The organism is Actinomadura rayongensis (genome assembly GCF_009831215.1).
GTDB classification, from domain to species: Bacteria; Actinomycetota; Actinomycetes; order Streptosporangiales; family Streptosporangiaceae; genus Spirillospora; species Spirillospora rayongensis.
Genome location: NZ_WUTW01000005.1, coordinates 445,131 through 461,415, shown reverse-complemented (window position 1 = coordinate 461,415; position 16,285 = coordinate 445,131). Strand labels below are relative to the sequence as shown.

Genomic DNA, 16,285 nt, shown 5'->3' with positions numbered 1-16,285 from the left:
CGATCGGTCACCTGGTGCGGATGCGCTGCAGCGTTTGGGACGGCGTTTCACCGAAGCGCCGCTTGTAGTGGGCCGCGAAACGGCTCATGTGCACGTATCCGGCGGCGCGGGCGACGTCGCCGATCCGACGGAACTCCGACCGGCCCGACAGGATCTCGCGGCGGGCGTGGTCGAGCCGGATCCCGCGCAGGAGTTGAACGGGTGTCTGCCCCCAGTGCTCCTTGCAGACGACCTGGAGCTGGCGAATGCTCACCCCGGCCGCCGCGGCGATGTCGGCGACGCCGATCGGCTGCTGGTGATGGGCCTCCAGCCACTCCCAGACGAATTTCGCCGAGTCGCTCCGCGAGCTGTGCCCCGTCATGCCGAGATGGGGGGTCGCGGTGTTCGGCAGGCCGAGGAGAAGGGCGTTGAGAATGGCCTCCTCGAAGTTCCGGGCCGCGAACGGGTGAATGCCGTCCTCGCTGATGTGGTCGAGCATGGAACAGACCTGGCGCCAGGTCCGGTCGACGAACGTCCGCGACATCACCGCCGGCCCCTCGACGCTGTCGAAGCGGAGGGGCCGCCCGCGGAGCGGGTGCTCCACGCCCAGGTAGTCGCGCAGGTGGTCGGTCAGGCGCCCGGTGCTGGTCGCGATGACCAGGCAGCCGAGTTGCGGGTGCGGTTTCATCCGCATTTTCTCCTCATGTGACAGGACGAGGCTTCCGCCGGCGACGCCGCGGCGGGAATTCGAGTGGTACTCCATGGGGTCGCCGGGAGCGCACATCGCGAACTCCCCCTGGGTCGGCGGCGTCTCGACGACGACGCCGGCGCCGCCATACCGGACCCACACGAGACTCACCGAGCCGATCGTGAGGCCGTTGACGCTTCCGTTCAGCCTTTTTCCGGGCTCGACGGCGTGCAGGTCGTGGCCCACCGCCAGCGGTTCGACGGCGTCGTGCAATTCCTTGATGTCGCCGCTGACCAGCCGCTGGTGGTTGGCGAGAAGCGGCGCCGGATACTCGCCGTCCTGACGCGCATTCGTGGGCTCGAAATCATTGCGTGACACAAGACCTCCCGGGGTGAGGAACTTTCGGTCGGTAGCGGACGGGCGACGCGCCGGGACGGCGCGTCCGGGACCGGCGCGGCACGTCGCTCATGAGCACGCGACCGGGATGATGCTGACGGTCAGCGCGGCGAAGGGATCGGTGCCGAGGCGTCCGGAGGGGCTCCGGCCCCTGGACGTCGCGTACACGATCACGTGGGCGGCGCGGTCGGCCCGCTGCTCGCGCGCCCAGCGCGCCATGCCGGAGACGACGTCGGCGATGTGAGTGCCGCACGCGTCCTCGCCGGTGCGGCGGCGGACGTTGCGGCGTCCGTCCGCGCCGAGGGTCTCGATGCGGACGTGGAAGCAGGTCTGGTGCGTGCATCCGGACACCGAGCAGGACGGAGCCGGAAGGAAAGGGGAGTCGGGACGATGCATCGTCACTCGCTTAGGGTCGTCCCCGCCGTCCGGCGGCGCGCCGCTCACCGGGGCGCCGCCGGACGGCGGGGTTGGCGGCTCACCGGGGGTCGGGGACGTCCTTCGCGGCGCGGTCGCCGGTCAGCGCGGTGCGCCGCGCCTCGGCACCGTCCGTTTCCACAGGTCCCGGACTCTCCTCCGGGTGCCGCCGCCAGGGCAGCGCGGCGAGGAGGAGTTCGAGGAGGCGGAGGTTGTTCTCGAACCCGTCCTGGTGCCGGTGCGTACGCCATGCGATCGCGGTGACGGCGACGACGTAGAAGGACAGGACGACGCCGACGACGATCGCGAGGACCACTCCGGCGACGAGTCCACCTCCGGCCACCGGGGTCGCGCGGAAGGGGGGATGGTCGACCACGTGCGCGGTCCCCCGGGCGTTCTCCCAGGCGGGAGAGCCGCCGAAGCCGCTCTCGTCCGGCCGGCCCGGCGAACTCCGGACGGTCCACGCGTACTTCGCGTGCGGCGGAGCTTTTTCGAGGGGTTGAACGTCCCGCCGAATGGCATGGATAGTACAGTCGTGCACGTTGTGCTCCTGTATCCGGGTTGCTGAAAATTCCAGTGGACAGGGGTGCACGGAAGGGTCGATCCTTCCCGTAAATCTGTTAGCCGCAGGTACGGGTAGGTCGGCCCTTTCGTACGAAAGGGACAGGTCAGTGCCGCCGCGAGCGGCCGACGACCGGAAGGCGCGCCTCGGCCCGATGCCGCCCGATCCGACGCGGAACACCGCTCATCGGCGTCCTCCGCCGGGCGGCCCCATGTCGTGCGCCTCCAGCCAGGCGCCGTCGCACCCGCGCAGGAGCGAAGGACGTGGAGTCACCTTTGCCACCGATTCCGCCCTCATGTCGCTTTCCAGGCAGGGAGAACCGGGCGAAGCCGATGGCCTCACGACACCTCTCCCCTCGAAAGAAACCGGACTTCGTGGCAAGTTGCTCGGCAACACGCCCACCACGTCTCCGTGACGGCACACGAGCACCCATCAGAGCGCGGACACCGCAGCCCACCCCGCTGCCCGCTCACCACTCTGGCTATACGCAGTTAGTCTGGCACTCAGAGCGCCCCATGAGCAATCTAAAGAGCTGAACTCGGAGATCTCTACGCAAAATGGCTAGATCGCCGACGACCGGCGCCCACACCCCTTTTCTCCGAACGATGTTCGCCTCTCGCGGCGGCGCGAGACATCGTCCGACGGCGCCCGCCTCCACCTCTAGACGCTGGTGACACCGTCCCGCGCCGAGCGCATCCGAAGTCACTTCCGCGGTCACCTCGGCACCCCGGACGGTCGACCCGCTCAACTCGCCGTCGCGGCGATCATCCTCCAAGCCGCCGCCCGGGATCCCGCCCACGCCCGCCCGCCGACTCTCGACATTCGACAGCCCCTCTCCCCGTGCCCTGCCGCTCTCCCCGGGCCTCTGACTCACTCCACGGAGACCGAGTCGTCCAACATGCGCGGACGAACCACGAGGATCAGCCGCCGCTGCTAGCCTCCCGGCGATCCCACCCCATCACTCCCGTGAGGATGGCACCGCACATGGAGCCCTTGCCGCAGGGCGCATCCCTGAACGACCTCCAGGAGTACGTCCGCAAGATGGAGGTCGAGCGAGGTTTCACCGACCGCACCATCACCGATCAGGCGCTCAAGTTCGGCAGCGAGGCCGGCGAGGTCCTGGACGCGGTCGCCGCCTACAACGGGCAACCACAGAACGGCGAACGCGACGCCGCCGACCTGGGAAACGAGGCCGCGGACGCCTTGATCATGCTCATCTCGGTATGCAACCGAGCCGGGATCGACCTTGAGGCCGCGTTCCGCCGCAAGGAACAGCTCAACGAGACTCGTAGCTGGCACTGACGAGGGCACCCGGACGTCCGAATCAGCAGGTTCTTCGATAGGGAGCATCCGGGATATGCCTTTTCCATTCGGTTCTGGTCAGGCCGCCCGACTCGGCGCACAGGGCTCGCATCAATCGCAGCGGCGCGACGGTGTAGGTGAAAACCCTGCCTTCCTTGTCGATGGCGACCAGGGCTGATCCCTCGGGAGTGAAGGTCACCGCTACGGCGTCGAGCCGAAGGCCGGTTAGAGGAACGCCGAGCTGAGTTCGCGCGCGAATGTCCCAGATCTTGAGCTGGTAGACGATGCCGGTCTCGTGAAGGGTGGCGAAGAGCCGGCCATCGGGGGAGACCGCGGAGGTCTGGCCGTCCCATCCCGCCACGGGGCCAGTGCGGAGGTCGTTGGCCTCGGGGCGAAGCGAGCGGGCGTTCCTGAGCCGGAGGAACGGGCGGTAGCCGTTGGGAAACGAATAGAGGGTCCTGCCGTCGTCGCCGACCGTGTCCACTTGGAGGTGCGGGACGCCCTTGGTGATGACGCGGCCGGAGGGGAATCCGACGCGGCCGAAGTTCGGCGCCGCGGTTACGGTCCTGCCGTCCGGGGCGAAGAGTACCTGCGCGCCGTCGGGGTCGTAGCCGAGGTCGGCGCTTATTTCCCGGATGCGGCGCATTCTGGTCAGGTCCCAGAACGCGAGCGTGTTCCGCCCGTTCGGAATCACCGTCTGGACGGCGAGGGATCTGCTGTCCGGGGAGAATGCGAGAGCCTGGAGGGCTCCGCTGCGCTGCTCCCGATCCAGCGGGGTCGCTATGGTGCCCAGCCTGGTGTTTCTCGCGACGTCCCAGATTTCGATTTCGTTGAATCCGCTGAGGACGGCGAGCAGGCGTCCGTCGCGGCTGAGCGCGATCTGGTCGGGGAGCGTGACGTTCGTGGTCACGGTGGCGCGCGGGGACCGCGCCCCGGTGGACCAGATCTCGACGGTGTCGCCCGTGACGAGCGCGATCGTGGATCGGTCGGCGCTCACCACGCCCGAATGGTAGGGACCCCTGCCGGTGGGCGCCGGCGGCCTGGTGTAGACGCTGAGGTTCAGGGACCGGAGGACGCCGTCGGTTCCGAGGCAGCGGAGACGCGAGCCGTCCGTCGTGAAGCGCGGATAGTGTCGGCGTAACACTCGCTGTCGGTCGTGGTGTACCGGACGAAAGGCTTGGCCGTGATCGAGAAGTCCGTGTCCCAGACGGTCGTGCCCTGCGCGAGGTAGCGGCCATCCCTGCTGAACTGGACCGGGTAGAACGAGATGTCGCTTGCGCCGACGAGGTCCCCGTTCGTGTAGCGGTGAGCGAGGTCGTGCACGCGGATCCTGCCGCCCCTGACAGGCAGGGCGATGAACCGGCCGTCCGGGCTGAAGGTCAGGGGTCCGAGAACGTCGGCGGCGCTCACCTGGAGATCGGGCACGGGAATCTTCTTGTGGGTGCGCGTGTCGAGCCAGGTGAACGGCTGCCGACCGGAGCCGACCGGCAGGGACAGCACCCGCTCGTCGTACGAGAACGAGGTCATTCCCAGCGGCCATCTGCCGCTGTTCACGGTGACGATCTTCTTGCCGGTCCGGGTGTCCCAGATCCCCAGGGTGACAGGTCGGCCGGGATCGTCCTCTTGGACCATCAGGTAGGTGCCGTGGGGGCTGAGTTCCTCGCGCCGCTTGTCGCCTCGCGGGCTGGGGTAGGTTCGCGTGTCGCGGGGGCGCGCGTTCGCGGTGCCCACCAGGCGGGTACGGCCGTCCCGCGTGCTCACGGCCGCCGTCCCACCGTCGTCGGACAGGCTCACGTTGGTGACGCGTTCCGGGGCGTCGTAGGACCCCAGGTGCTTGCGGGTGTCGACGTCCCAGAACTCGACGCGCGAGCCGGTCGCGGCGGCGAGGATCCGTCCGCTGCCGGCGAGATCGTTCGCCGTCGCCTCGAAGCCGGGAAGCTTGACCGACTCGTCCTCCCACTGGTCGTGCAGCGCGAGCAGAGCGCCCCACGACTGGGAGGTGTTCCCGAGACGCGCCGACGCCACCGCCAGTCGCCGGGCGAGCTGCGGGTCGGTTCGCCGCAGGGACTCGGCGAGACTCGCGACCTGCGCGGACAGAGCGCGGTCGCGCTGGCCGACGACGGTCGCGCGCTGGTCGATCGCGATCACCGCACTGCCGGTCGCCGCGATCAGCAGGACGGCGAGAACGCCGCTGAGCAGGGCGCGCAACCGGGCGCGGCCACGCGCGAGCGCGGCGGCGGCGTCCAGGAAGGACCGTTCGGTCCGGTTGAGGGTGAGGAGGCGGCGGCCCGTCGCGGCCCACGACAGGGCGCGGGCCAACGCCGTTCCCTGGTAGAGGTCGCTGTTTTTGCGACCGTGGTCGTCCCAGAGCCGTGACGCCCCGGAAAGCCCGTGATGAACGCCTAGGCCCTCGCGTTCGGCGGCCACCCACTCGCGCAACCGGGGCCACGCGCGGATCAACGCCGCGTTGGCGAGGGCGACCAGCCCGTCCTCCCACACGAGGATTCCCGCCGCGCCGAACGCGCGTAGGACCTCGTCCACGTCCGCCTCGGCGGTCTGCCCGTCGGCGAAGTCCGCGCGGCGTGCCGTGCGCAGGGTGTCCTCGGCGCGTTCGCCGGGGGCGACCAGGCGCAGGAGAACGCGCGGAACGGCCTCCCGCGCACCTTCGCCGAGCCCGCCGAACACCGCTTCGGCCCGTTCGCCGCTCGAGAGCGGCCCGGAACCAGACAGATCCCGGAAGGTCGCGTCGTTCAGCGCCGCGGCGAGGTCGGCACGCCCCACGAGGGCGAGAAGCAGTTCCTCGGACGTCGGACGTTCCGCGGATTCTTTGGCGAGCGCTCGGGACACCAGGCCGCGCAGCGGCTCGCCGAGCATCGAGACGTCGGGACGGTGCTCGGCGACCTGCCGCTGGATCTCCGACGGCGTCCGACCGTCGAATGCGTGCCGTCCGGTCGCGGCGAACAGCACGACCGCGCCCCAGCTCCACACATCCACCGCCGCGTCGCCGCGCTGCCCGCGATAGCGCTCCGGCGGCATGTAGCGGAGCGTGCCCCGCAGGACGCCGACGGTCGAGGGCGACGGTTCCTCGACCCGGGCGATACCGAAGTCGATCACACGGGCCCCGTCCGGGCCGATGAGGATGTTCTCGGGTTTCAGATCTCGATGCACGACCCCGGCACGGTGGATCGCGACCAGTGCCGTGGCCACGCCGATGGCCAGCCGCCGTAACTCCTCGGGTCCGTATCGGCCGTTCCGTTCCACGGCGTGCGCAAGGTCCGGGCCCGCTACGTACTCACTCACGACGAACGGGATCGCTTCGTCAAGGCCGTCGTGCAGCACCTTCGCCGTGCAGAACGGCGCCACCCGCCGCCAGGCGGCGACCTCCTTGCGGAGCAGGTTCCGGTCGCGGTCGCTCACACCGTGCAGGGCTTTGACCGCCACCCGTCCGTTGTCGGGCCCATACCCCTCGTACACCACGCCCTGACCGCCCGAGCCGAGACGTCCGTCGAGGTAGTAGGCGCCCAACTGGCGTGGGTCGCCGGGGAGCAGAGGCGTCGTCATGACCAGTCCTCCTAGCGCTGGATCCTCTCATTCATATAGACGGCCTTGTTTTCCTGATGGTTCAGGGCAGCGGCTCGGGGCGTCGCCGGACGAGCCGCGCGTGGTCGGCCGGGCGTGGGGGACGTATCGCCGGAGCGGTTCGGGACGGCTGCTGGGCGGGGACCGGAGTGGGTCAGTGGAGGGTGGCCAGGAAGGTTTTTACGGCGGTGGTGAAGGCTTCGGGGTTGGTGGCGTGGGCGAAGTGGTCGCCGTCTAGTTCGGCCACGTGGGTGTTGGGGCGGCTCGCGATGATCTGACGGCCCTGCTCCTGTGTGATGACCTGGCTGTGGGTGGCCAGGACGAACAGGGCGGGACAGGTGGTGGACGTCCAGTCGGGCCAGTGGTCGCCGTGGGTTCCTTGTTCTGAGGTGATGGTGTCTTCGGGGTGGAAGGGGAGGCGCCAGGCTCCGGTGGGGGTTTGGCGCAGTTTGTCGCCGAGGATCGGGGCCAGGGGGCCGATCGCGGTCAGGAGGGCTTGGCGGTCGGGGGCCGTGTAGGGCATTGATCGGACGAAGGAGAGGGCGCTTGGGCCGTCGTCCAGGTCGCAGACCGGGCCTTCTACGTTGATGATCGCTGTGACGCGGGTGGGGTGGCGGGCGGCGATTTGGAAGGCGGTGATGGCGCCTCCGGAGTGGCCGAGTGTTACGGCCTGGTCGATTTTCAGGTGGTCCAGGAGGGCTATCGCGTCGGCCACGTAGTCGTCGCGGGTGTACGAGGACGCTCGGTCGGAGTCGCCGTGGCCGCGCTGGTCGGGGGTGATGACGCGCCAGTCCGGGGCCAGTGCTTCGGCCAGGTCGGACCAGGCGTCGGCCTCGGAGAGGTGGCCGTGCAGGGCCAGCAGGGGGTGGCCGGGGCCGCCGGAGTCCAGGTAGGAGAGGCGGCGGCCGTCGATGCCCAGGTTGCTGCGGGTGCCGTTCATTGTGTCGAACCTCCGTGGGTGTTCGTTTCGATGAACTGCACTTTGGTGGCGTGCGCTGACCGTTCGCGCACCGGGCGCTGACCGGGGCGTTCTGTCGGAGGCGGCGGCTAGCGTTCGGGGTGTGGACGGGATCCGGTACGTGCGGGGGGACGCTACGTCTCCGCAGGCCAAGGGCGTGAAGGTCGTCGCGCATGTCTGCAATGACCGGGGTGGGTGGGGGAAGGGGTTCGTGCTCGCTGTTTCGGCTCGGTGGGCGGAGCCGGAGAAGGAGTACCGGGCCTGGTGGCGTGGGCGGCCGGGGAGCGGGTTCCGGCTCGGTGCCGTGCAGTTCGTGCAGGTCGAGCGGCTGGTGTGGGTGGCGAACATGGTCGGGCAGCACGGGGCGCGGGCCGGGAGCAAAGGGCCGCCTGTTCGGTATGACGCGATTGACGAGTGTCTGGCGGCGGTCGGGTCCAAGGCGCTGGAGCTGGGGGCCAGTGTTCATGCGCCGCGGATCGGGTGCGGTCTGGCCGGTGGGAAGTGGGAGCGGGTCGAGCCGTTGGTGCGGCAGAACCTTGTCGATCGGGGGGTGGCCGTCACGATCTATGACCATGACTAGGGGGTGATGCCTCGTTCGGCGTGGTGGGTGTGCAGGCGGTGGAGCATCGACGTGAAGTGGGTGCGTTCTTCGGGGGACAACGGCGCTAGAAGAGTCTTGTCCAGGTCGGCGGCCTGGGTGGTGGCGTGGTCTAGTTCGGCGCGCCCGCGTTTGGTCAGGGTGATCAGGTAGCGGCGGCGGTCGGCGGGGTCGCGGTCGCGGCGGATCAAACCCGCTTCTAGCAGGCGTGCCATGACGTCTACCAGGTCGCTCGGGTCTATCGCGAAGCGGCGGGCCAGGGCGCGTTGGGACGCGGGTGGGGAGTCGTCCAGCGCTGTCAGGACGGCCAGGTCCCAGAGCGTCAGGCCGCGTTCGCGGAGCATCGCGGCCATGCGGGCGCGTCCTGTTCTGCCCACGCGGGCCAGGACGTAGGTCGAGATGCCGAGCAGGCGGGGCGGCACGGTGTCGCTCATGGGTCTATCGTAGGGGTTGGCCTATCGTTGGTCATTGCCCACGAAAAGGGGATGCTCATGGACGCGCTCTATCCGCGCCTGCTCGTTGACGACTTCGCTGCGTCCGCCCGGTTCTATGAGGAGGCGCTGCGGGAGCTGCTCGGGATCGAGCCGGTGAAGGTCGTGCCGGAGGCCCGGTACGCGAACTGGGATCTGGACGGCCAGGCGGTGTTGTCGTTGTTCGGCCGCGCGGCCTTGGCGGAGATCACTGGGGAGGCCGGGCCGTCCGCGGGGGAGGACCGGGCCATGCTCGTTTTCCGTGTGGACGACGTGGACGCGGCTGCCGGACGGCTCAGCGCGCTCGGCGCACAGGTCGTGGCTGCGGCGCAGGATCGTCCGGCCTGGGGGGCTACCCTCCGGACCGCGCATCTTCGTGACCCGGAGGGGAATCTGATCGAGCTTCAGTCGTACTAGCGAGGCCTGAGCGCTCGGTAGGTGAGGGCGCCGCCGATTGTGGAGAGCAGCGCCAGGATGAGGCCCAGGGTGTGGAACGCGCTGGTGAAGCCCGCTGCCAGGGCGGCGTGGTGGGCCTCGGCGACCTGGCCTTGGACGGCTTCGCCGGCGATGCGCGTTGCGATGGTTGACGGGACGTCGTTCAGTCGGGCGGCCGTCAGGGTTGTGAGGAGCGCTGCTGCTCCGGCTACGGCGACCGACTCGCCGGTGATGCGCATCGTGTTGAAGATGCCCGCCGCCGCGCCCGCGTTCGCGACCGGGACGGTGCTGACGGCCGCGTTGTCCATCACGCCGAACGCCAGCCCCACCCCGGCGCCGAACGGCAGCAGCGGCAAGGCCAGAGCCCACCATGAGCCGCCGCTGTGCAGGGTCGTCAGCAGCAGCGCGCCGAGGACGATCAGCGCGGACGCCCCGGTCAGCACCGCCCGCACGGACGTCCGCGCCGCGAGGCGGCTGGCGGCCAGCGGGAGAAGGAGCACCGGGGCGGTCATCGGGAGCAGGAGCAGGCCGCTCGCCGTGGTCGTCCGGCCGCCGACGCCCTGGAGGTAGGCGGGCAGGTAGACCAGCATGATCACGAAGCCGAGCGTCACCGTGAACGGCTGGCAGACCACCGCGACGAACTCGGGACGGCGGAACAGGCGGACGTCGAACATCGCCCGTCCGGCCAGCCGCAGCTCCACCACCGCGAACAGCGCCACCAAGGCGACGGCCGCCACGAGCAACAGCAGCGTGCTGAAAGCGCCCCAGCCTGCCGAACCCGCCTGGACGAACGCGAACGACAGGCACGCCAGCCCGGCCGTGAACGTCACGAGCCCGGCGACGTCCACAGCGGGCGGGGAAGGGTTGCGCGACTCGGGAGCGCGCGTCGCGCACAGCCATGCGGGCACCGACATGGCCGCGACCAGCAGGAACACCGAGCGCCAGCCCGCCGCGTCGACCAGCGTCCCGGCGACCAGCGGGCCGATCGCAAGGCCCGTCCCGAACGCCGTGCCGAGGAGGCCGAAGGCGAGCTGGCGGCGCCGTCCGGACGTCGAGTGCGCCAGCACGGCCGCGCCCGACGCGAGGACGGCCGCCGCCCCGGCGCCCTGCACCGTCCGCGCCACATCGACCAGGGCCATCGACGGTGCCAGCGCGATCAGCAGCGACAGCGCGCCGACCAGCACGATGCCGGTGAGCAGCACGCGGCGGCGACCGAGGCGGTCCGCGAGGCTTCCGGCGGCGAGGGGCAGCGCGGCGAACGTGATGTTGAAGGCGTTCAGCATCCACTGCGCGCCGCCGACCGACGAGCCGAGGCGCGCCGCCATGCTCGGCAGCGCCACGGCCGCCCCGGTCACCGAGAACGGCAGCATCATGCTGGCGGACGCGACCGCGACGACCGTCGGCCAGTAGCCGCGCTGGGCGCGGGACGTGTCGAGAGTGAGGGTGGACATGCCGCCGATCGTCCGCGCGGGGCGACGACCGGAGGAAGAGAGCGCGGTTCCCTGGGAACGACAGGGCCACCCTCAACAGGACGGACTCGCGCATACTGGACGGCATGGCCGACCTGATCGTCACCAGCCTCGGCGACTACCTGCGCGTTCGGCGGGGCAAGGTGTCGCCGGCGGACGTGGGGCTGCCCGAGACCGGGCGCCGTCGCGTGCCGGGGCTGCGCCGGGAAGAGGTCGCCGAGCTGGTCGGGCTCAGCACCGACTACTACGTGCGGCTGGAGCAGGGGCGCGCGGATCGTCCGTCCGCCGAGGTCCTGGACGCGCTCAGCCGGGCGCTCCGCCTCAACTCCGCCGAGCACGCCCATCTGCACGATCTGGCCCGGCTGACCCGGCGGGCCACGGCGCCGGTCGTCCGGCGCGACGTGCTCCGGCCCGCGCTGCGGCGGCTCGTCACGGCCGTCCCCGGCGCCCCGGCAGTGATCATGAACGACCGCAACGACGTGCTCGCCTGGAACCGGCTCGCGGCGGCGCTGATGGCCGACTTCCCCAACCTCCCGCCGCGCGAGCGGAACATGGCGCGTCGGATCTTCCTGGACGAAGCGGCGCGCGACGTCCACCCGGACTGGGACGAGGCCGCGCGCAACACCGTCGGCATCCTGCGCATGGCCGCCGGACGCCGCCCGCACGACCCGGACCTCGTCAGGCTCGTCGGCGAGCTGTCCCTCGGCAGCGAGACGTTCCGCAGGCTGTGGGCGAGCCACCACGTCTGCGAGAAGTCGCACGGGCCGAAGCGGTTCCGGCACCCGGCGGTCGGCGAGGTCGCGCTGAACTACGAGACGCTCCGGGTGCCCGGCGCGGAGCACCACATGCTCGTGATCTACTCGGCGGGGCCGGGAAGCCCGGCCGAGGAGGCGCTGAACTTCCTCGCGAGCTTCGCCGGCTAGCGCCCGGTGGCGCCGTCGAGCCGTTCGCGCAGGATGTCGGCGTGGCCCGCGTGCCGGGCCGTCTCCTCGATCATGTGGACGAGGATCCAGCGCAGCGACGGCCCGGGCGAGGAACGCCGCGCCCGGACGCCCGGCGCCGCCAGGTCGTCGCACGCCGCGGCGATCGCGTTGCAGCGCGCGGTGGCCGCGCGGTAGGCGGCGCGGACGCTCTCGATCGTCTCGCCCTCGTCCGGCGTGAAGCTCAGGCTGGCGGGCGTGATGTCCTCGCCCGCGTATCCCCAGACGAACCAGTTCAGCTCGGCGCCGGTCAGGTGGTGGACGAGCCCGAGCAGGTTCGTCCCCGACGCGACGCCCGGCGTGCGGGCCTCCGCCTCGGACAGGCCGTCGAGCTTGGCGGCGACGGCCTCCCGCAGGTAGTCGAGGAAGGTCAGGAGCGTCGTCTTCTCGTCGGGTCCGGCGAGCGGCGGGCCGACGTCCCCGCGTGGCGTGGTCACGTCCGTCACGATACGGCGTCCAGAACGTCCAACGCGCGGGCGATGCCGTCCTCCGCGCGCAGCCGGGCGCCGACCACGGCGGCGCGCTCGCGGATCGACGGGTCGCTCGTCGCGCGGCGCAGGCGTGAAGCCAGGTCCGGGACGGTCAGCGACCGGAACGGCAGCGGCGACGGCCCCGCGCCCAGTGCCGCCACCCGCTCGCCCCAGTACGGCTGGTCGCCGAAGAACGGGCACACGATCGTCGGGACGCCCGCGCGCAGGCCCGCCGCCGTCGTCCCCGCCCCGCCGTGGTGGACGACCGCCGCCACGCGCGGGAACAGCCACGCGTGCGGGACGTCCCGGACGGCGAGCACGTCGTCGTCGGACGTCGCCGGATCCCCCTGCACGATGCCGCGCAGCCCCGCGACCCGCAGCGCCGTCCGGACGGTCAGGTCCGTCAGCTCCGGGTCCTTCGCGACCATGCTGCCGAACCCCGCGTAGACCGGCGGCGGCCCGGCGGCGAGGAACGCGGCGAGGTCGGCGGGCGGCTCGTAGGCGGGCTCGTCCAGGAACCAGTAGCCGGTGAGGTGGACGTTCGCGGGCCAGTCCGCCGGACGCGGCACCACCGCGTCGCTGAAGCACGCGAGGACGGGCCGCGCGTCGTCGCGGGGGGCGCCGCGCAGCGGGAGCGGCGCGAGGCCGAGCGCGTCCCGCCGCCACGGGTTGATGAACGGCCGGGAGAGCTGCCAGGCGATCTGGTCGACGGCGGTGAAGCTCGCCCGGTTCGCCCACGGCCCGAGCCGCCGCGCCTGCGGGACGAACGGATGCGGGAACGCGCCCGTCGCCCGGCTCGGCTGGAAGTGGATCAGCGCCCACGGGATGCCGAGATGCTCGCCCAGATGCGCCGGGAGCATGCCGAGCGTCGGGCCGAGCAGCAGATCGGCGCCCTTGCACGCGTCGCGGCACTCGGTGAGCAGCCGTTCGGCGAGCGGGCCGAGGATGCGGCGGAACCCGCCGAGGAAGCGGATCGGGTTGCGTCCGCCCGCCAGCAGCTCCTGTCCCGCGTCGGAGTCCAGGATCTCGGTGGGGTCGGCGGTGAGCGGCGCCAGCTCCAGCCCGGCCGCGTGCGCGAGCGGCGCGTACCGGGCGCTCGCGACGAGCCGGACGGTGTCGCCGCGCGCCCGCAGCGCCCGGCCGAGCGCCGCGCACGGCTGGATGTCGCCCCGCGACCCGGCGGCGAAGATCACGATGGTGCGGCTCACGGGGGCTCCTCTCACCGGGCGTCCGGACGGTCCGGAACGTCCTCGGGAGTGTAGGGCGCGTAATAACCCTCCGGCGGGGGCGGCGGCCACGGCCGGTCGTCGTCCGGCTCCGGCGCCCTCGGCCGGGCGCCCCGCGGTGGCTCGACCTGCCACCACCAGGGCAGATGCCCCCCGGTCGGCGGGACGGACGCGAGCGGATCGTCGTCCGCCGGCCCCCGACTGGAGACACGCAACGACTCGGTCCGCTCGCCCCGCGTCGGCTCTTGACCCGCGGGATTAAGAGACGCCCCGCGCCCTGGGCCGCCCCGCCGCCCGCCGGACGCGGGAACCTCGCGCGGCTGTTCGCCGCGCGGCACGGCGGGAGCTTCGCGCGGACGCTCGTCCACGGACGCGTCGTACGGCCGCCCGGGCGCGGGCGCCGCGTGCGGACGGTCGTCGGCGGGCGCCCCGTGCGGGCCGTCGCCCAGCCGTCCGGCGGTTGCGGGAACCTCGCGCGGGCGGTCGCCGCGCGGCGCGCCGGGCGTTTCGCGCGCCCGATCGTCCGCGGGCGCGCCGTGCCGCCGGTCGCCCGGCCGCCCGGCGGGCGCCTCGTGCAGGCGCTCGCCGCGCGGCGCGGCGGGCGCCGCATGCGGCCGTTCGTCCGCGGGCGCGCCGTACGGCCGCTCGCCCGGCTGTCCGGGTGCAGGCATTGCGTGCGGAAGCTCGTCGGCTGACGCGCCGAGCGGGCCCTCGCCCAGCCGCGCAGCGGGCGTGGGGACCTCGCGGAACCGGTCGCCGGGCGCGGCGGGCGCGGGCGTTCCGTGCGGGCGGTCGCCGCGCGCGCCGTCGCCCGAGCGTGCGATGGGTGTGGGCGCGTCGACCGGGCGGCCGGGTGCGGGCGTCGCGGGCGGGCGGCCGTCCGTGGGTGCGCCGTGCGGGCCATCGCCCAGGCGCGCGGCGGGCGCGGGGACTTCGCGCGGGCGGTCGCCGTGCGGCGCGGTGGGCACCGCGTGCGGACGGACGTCGGTGGGCGCGCCGTACGGGCCTTCGCTCGCGCGCGCGGTGGGGGTTTCGTGGGGGAGGTCTGTGGGCCAAGGGGTCGGGTCGTAGGGGCGGGACGCCAGGAGGGGGGTTGTGGCGTGGGCTCCCACTAGTTCGGCGGGTTCCAGGGCGGGGAGGGGCTGGACGCTCGGCGCCGGGGTCAGGACGGGTTCGGCGGTGGGCGGGGACGAGCGGCGGCGGCCGTGCTTGGGGCCCATCCAGCCGCGCTTGGACGGCAGGGTGACGCCGCTGATCATGCCGCCGAACAGGACGAGGGCGGCGCCGAGGATCAGGCCGGAGGCCATGCCGTCGCGGAAGGAGTCCAGGGACGCGGTGCTGGCGTGGTCGGCGGGGATGTCGTGGATGAGCAGGCCGAGGATCGCGATGCCGAACGCGCCCGACATCTCGCGGATGACGTTCAAGATGCCGCTCGCGACCCCCGCCTGGTCTTCGGGCACGGCCTTGAGGACGTACATCACGAGCGGCATGCACATCGCCGAGCCGAAGCCGGTGATGAGGACGCCCGGCATGAGGTCGGCGAAGCCGTAGTCCCGCTCGATCATCGAGAAGAGGATCATGCCGCCGGCCATCAGCGTCATGCCGCCGCCGATCGCCATGCGCGGCCCGAGCTTGGCCGCGATCCAGAACGAGATCGGCGTCGTGATCATGACGACGATCGCGGACGGCAGCATGACCAGCCCGGCCTTCGGCGGGGAGAAGCCGAGGTAGCGCTGCAGGAACGTCGCCGCGTAGAAGATCATCCCGTTGAAGCCGATGCCCCAGAGCATCTGGGACAGCAGTCCGCCGACGAACACCCGGTTCCGGAAGAACCGCATGTTGATCATCGGGTCGGGCGCCCAGCGCTCCACGACGACGAAGCACGCGAACGCGATGGCCGCGAGCGCGAAGACGCCGAGGACGGCCGGGTCGCCCCAGCCCTGGTGGCGTCCGGTCTCCAGGCCGTAGACGAGCGCGAACAGCATCGTCGCGGAGATCAGCACGCCGGGCAGGTCGACGCGGGCGCTGCGGTTCTCGCCCTTGCTCGTCAGGACGACGAGCCCCAGCAGGATCACCAGGATGCCCGGCACGATGTTGATGAGGAAGATCCAGCCCCACGCCCAGTTCTGGACGATGAGCCCGCCGATCGTCGGCCCGAGCGCCGTCGCGCCCCCGGCCGCGCCGACCCAGGCGATGGTGCCGAGGGAGCGCTGCTTGTCCGTCCGGCCCACGGTGATCATGACCTGGGTGGCGGGCAGGGCGAGCGCGGCGCCCGCGCCCTGGACGATCCGGCCGAGGATCAGCACCGAGTCCACCCCGGCGAGCCCGCACACGGCGGACGCCGCGGTGAAGATGGCCATTCCGCTCACGAAAGCGGTGCGGCAGCCGTAGATGTCGGTGATCCGGCCGCCCGCGATCATGAGGCAGGAGAACATGAGGATGTAGCCGGTCGCGACCCAGTCGAGCGCGGTCTTGTCCATGCCGAGATCGCGCTGGATGCTCGGCAGCGCGTTGGCGACCACGGTGTTGTCCATCGTGATCATGAATGCGGAGACGGCGACGACCGCCAGCGCCCATCGGTATCGGCCACGGGTCACGTTGGTCACGCGGCGACAGGCCCCGCCGCCTGCGGGGGGATCGTCCGCTTCCCCCTAGTTCCGTCGCTGGGTATTGTTCCGGTACATCGACATCTCGGTGCACACCGTTAGCCCGTTACAGCGATGTCGAAACTATCCCATCACGCCACACGTCTGACCAGT

General features: G+C 71.6%; 16 protein-coding genes. 5 read left to right on the top strand and 11 right to left on the bottom strand.

The window, feature by feature from the left end; all coding sequences use genetic code 11:
* Positions 1-7: 7 nt before the first annotated feature.
* Complete coding sequence (locus tag GQ466_RS32960; RefSeq protein WP_161105185.1) at positions 8-913, bottom strand: AraC family transcriptional regulator; 906 nt, start codon at positions 911-913, stop codon at positions 8-10.
* On the opposite strand from GQ466_RS32960, the gene GQ466_RS23650 reads away from it, so the two are divergent.
* Positions 905-1,042, top strand: a complete 138-nt coding sequence (locus tag GQ466_RS23650) for a hypothetical protein (RefSeq protein ID WP_161105184.1) — start codon at positions 905-907, stop codon at positions 1,040-1,042. The genes GQ466_RS32960 and GQ466_RS23650 overlap by 9 nt on opposite strands.
* Positions 1,043-1,132: 90 nt before the next feature.
* Here GQ466_RS23650 and GQ466_RS23645 read toward each other — a convergent pair whose 3' ends face one another.
* Both GQ466_RS23645 and GQ466_RS23640 read right to left on the bottom strand, forming a co-directional pair.
* Complete coding sequence (locus GQ466_RS23645) at positions 1,133-1,465, bottom strand: hypothetical protein (RefSeq protein ID WP_161105183.1); 333 nt, start codon at positions 1,463-1,465, stop codon at positions 1,133-1,135.
* Positions 1,466-1,538: 73 nt separating this feature from the next.
* Positions 1,539-1,853: a hypothetical protein gene (locus GQ466_RS23640; RefSeq protein WP_161105182.1), complete on the bottom strand. Its 315-nt coding sequence runs from the start codon at positions 1,851-1,853 to the stop codon at positions 1,539-1,541.
* A gap of 1,170 nt (positions 1,854-3,023) precedes the next feature.
* On the opposite strand from GQ466_RS23640, the gene GQ466_RS23635 reads away from it, so the two are divergent.
* Positions 3,024-3,341: a pyrophosphohydrolase domain-containing protein gene (locus GQ466_RS23635; RefSeq protein ID WP_161105181.1), complete on the top strand. Its 318-nt coding sequence runs from the start codon at positions 3,024-3,026 to the stop codon at positions 3,339-3,341.
* 22 nt (positions 3,342-3,363) lie between these two features.
* Here the strand turns inward: GQ466_RS23635 and GQ466_RS23630 are convergent, their stop codons facing one another.
* The 3 genes from GQ466_RS23630 to GQ466_RS23620 all read right to left on the bottom strand — a co-directional run bounded on the left by GQ466_RS23630 (position 3,364) and on the right by GQ466_RS23620 (position 7,860).
* On the bottom strand, positions 3,364-4,341 hold the full coding sequence (locus tag GQ466_RS23630; RefSeq protein WP_161105180.1) for a WD40 repeat domain-containing protein: 978 nt from the start codon (positions 4,339-4,341) through the stop codon (positions 3,364-3,366).
* 59 nt (positions 4,342-4,400) lie between these two features.
* Positions 4,401-6,902, bottom strand: coding sequence for a WD40 repeat domain-containing serine/threonine protein kinase (locus GQ466_RS23625; RefSeq protein ID WP_161105179.1), 2,502 nt, complete (start codon positions 6,900-6,902; stop codon positions 4,401-4,403).
* A gap of 172 nt (positions 6,903-7,074) precedes the next feature.
* Positions 7,075-7,860: an alpha/beta fold hydrolase gene (locus GQ466_RS23620; protein WP_161105178.1), complete on the bottom strand. Its 786-nt coding sequence runs from the start codon at positions 7,858-7,860 to the stop codon at positions 7,075-7,077.
* Positions 7,861-7,981: 121 nt separating this feature from the next.
* Here GQ466_RS23620 and GQ466_RS23615 point away from each other — a divergent pair, with 121 nt between their 5' ends.
* Positions 7,982-8,458, top strand: coding sequence for a macro domain-containing protein (locus tag GQ466_RS23615; RefSeq protein ID WP_161105177.1), 477 nt, complete (start codon positions 7,982-7,984; stop codon positions 8,456-8,458).
* Here GQ466_RS23615 and GQ466_RS23610 read toward each other — a convergent pair.
* On the bottom strand, positions 8,455-8,910 hold the full coding sequence (locus GQ466_RS23610; RefSeq protein ID WP_161105176.1) for a MarR family winged helix-turn-helix transcriptional regulator: 456 nt from the start codon (positions 8,908-8,910) through the stop codon (positions 8,455-8,457). The genes GQ466_RS23615 and GQ466_RS23610 overlap by 4 nt on opposite strands.
* 57 nt (positions 8,911-8,967) lie before the next feature.
* Between GQ466_RS23610 and GQ466_RS23605 the strand changes: the two genes are divergently transcribed.
* Positions 8,968-9,363, top strand: a complete 396-nt coding sequence (locus GQ466_RS23605) for a VOC family protein (protein WP_161105175.1) — start codon at positions 8,968-8,970, stop codon at positions 9,361-9,363.
* On the opposite strand, the gene GQ466_RS23600 is transcribed toward GQ466_RS23605, so the two are convergent.
* Positions 9,360-10,832, bottom strand: coding sequence for an MFS transporter (locus GQ466_RS23600; RefSeq protein WP_202420968.1), 1,473 nt, complete (start codon positions 10,830-10,832; stop codon positions 9,360-9,362). The genes GQ466_RS23605 and GQ466_RS23600 overlap by 4 nt on opposite strands.
* Positions 10,833-10,936: 104 nt before the next feature.
* Here GQ466_RS23600 and GQ466_RS23595 point away from each other — a divergent pair, with 104 nt between their 5' ends.
* Positions 10,937-11,773: a helix-turn-helix domain-containing protein gene (locus GQ466_RS23595; RefSeq protein WP_161105174.1), complete on the top strand. Its 837-nt coding sequence runs from the start codon at positions 10,937-10,939 to the stop codon at positions 11,771-11,773.
* Here GQ466_RS23595 and GQ466_RS23590 read toward each other — a convergent pair.
* Genes GQ466_RS23590 through GQ466_RS31910 form a run of 3 tightly spaced genes read right to left on the bottom strand, consistent with a single transcriptional unit; the run spans position 11,770 to position 16,123 of the window.
* Positions 11,770-12,267, bottom strand: coding sequence for a DinB family protein (locus GQ466_RS23590; RefSeq protein ID WP_337193600.1), 498 nt, complete (start codon positions 12,265-12,267; stop codon positions 11,770-11,772). The genes GQ466_RS23595 and GQ466_RS23590 overlap by 4 nt on opposite strands.
* A gap of 5 nt (positions 12,268-12,272) precedes the next feature.
* Complete coding sequence (locus tag GQ466_RS32955; RefSeq protein ID WP_161105172.1) at positions 12,273-13,508, bottom strand: nucleotide disphospho-sugar-binding domain-containing protein; 1,236 nt, start codon at positions 13,506-13,508, stop codon at positions 12,273-12,275.
* Between the two features lie 11 nt (positions 13,509-13,519).
* Positions 13,520-16,123 carry an MFS transporter gene (locus tag GQ466_RS31910; RefSeq protein WP_337193599.1) on the bottom strand — a complete coding sequence of 868 codons (2,604 nt, stop codon included), beginning with the start codon at positions 16,121-16,123 and terminating at the stop codon, positions 13,520-13,522.
* Positions 16,124-16,285: the final 162 nt, after the last annotated feature.

Bases quoted from the DNA above. Each gene is read 5' to 3' on its own strand.
- GQ466_RS23635 (WP_161105181.1), top strand. From the start codon at position 3,024: ATGGAGCCCTTGCCGCAGGGCGCATCCCTGAACGACCTCCAGGAGTAC.
- GQ466_RS23625 (WP_161105179.1), bottom strand. From the start codon at position 6,902: ATGACGACGCCTCTGCTCCCCGGCGACCCACGCCAGTTGGGCGCCTAC.
- GQ466_RS23620 (WP_161105178.1), bottom strand. From the start codon at position 7,860: ATGAACGGCACCCGCAGCAACCTGGGCATCGACGGCCGCCGCCTCTCC.
- GQ466_RS23610 (WP_161105176.1), bottom strand. From the start codon at position 8,910: ATGAGCGACACCGTGCCGCCCCGCCTGCTCGGCATCTCGACCTACGTC.
- GQ466_RS23605 (WP_161105175.1), top strand. From the start codon at position 8,968: ATGGACGCGCTCTATCCGCGCCTGCTCGTTGACGACTTCGCTGCGTCC.
- GQ466_RS23600 (WP_202420968.1), bottom strand. From the start codon at position 10,832: ATGTCCACCCTCACTCTCGACACGTCCCGCGCCCAGCGCGGCTACTGG.
- GQ466_RS23595 (WP_161105174.1), top strand. From the start codon at position 10,937: ATGGCCGACCTGATCGTCACCAGCCTCGGCGACTACCTGCGCGTTCGG.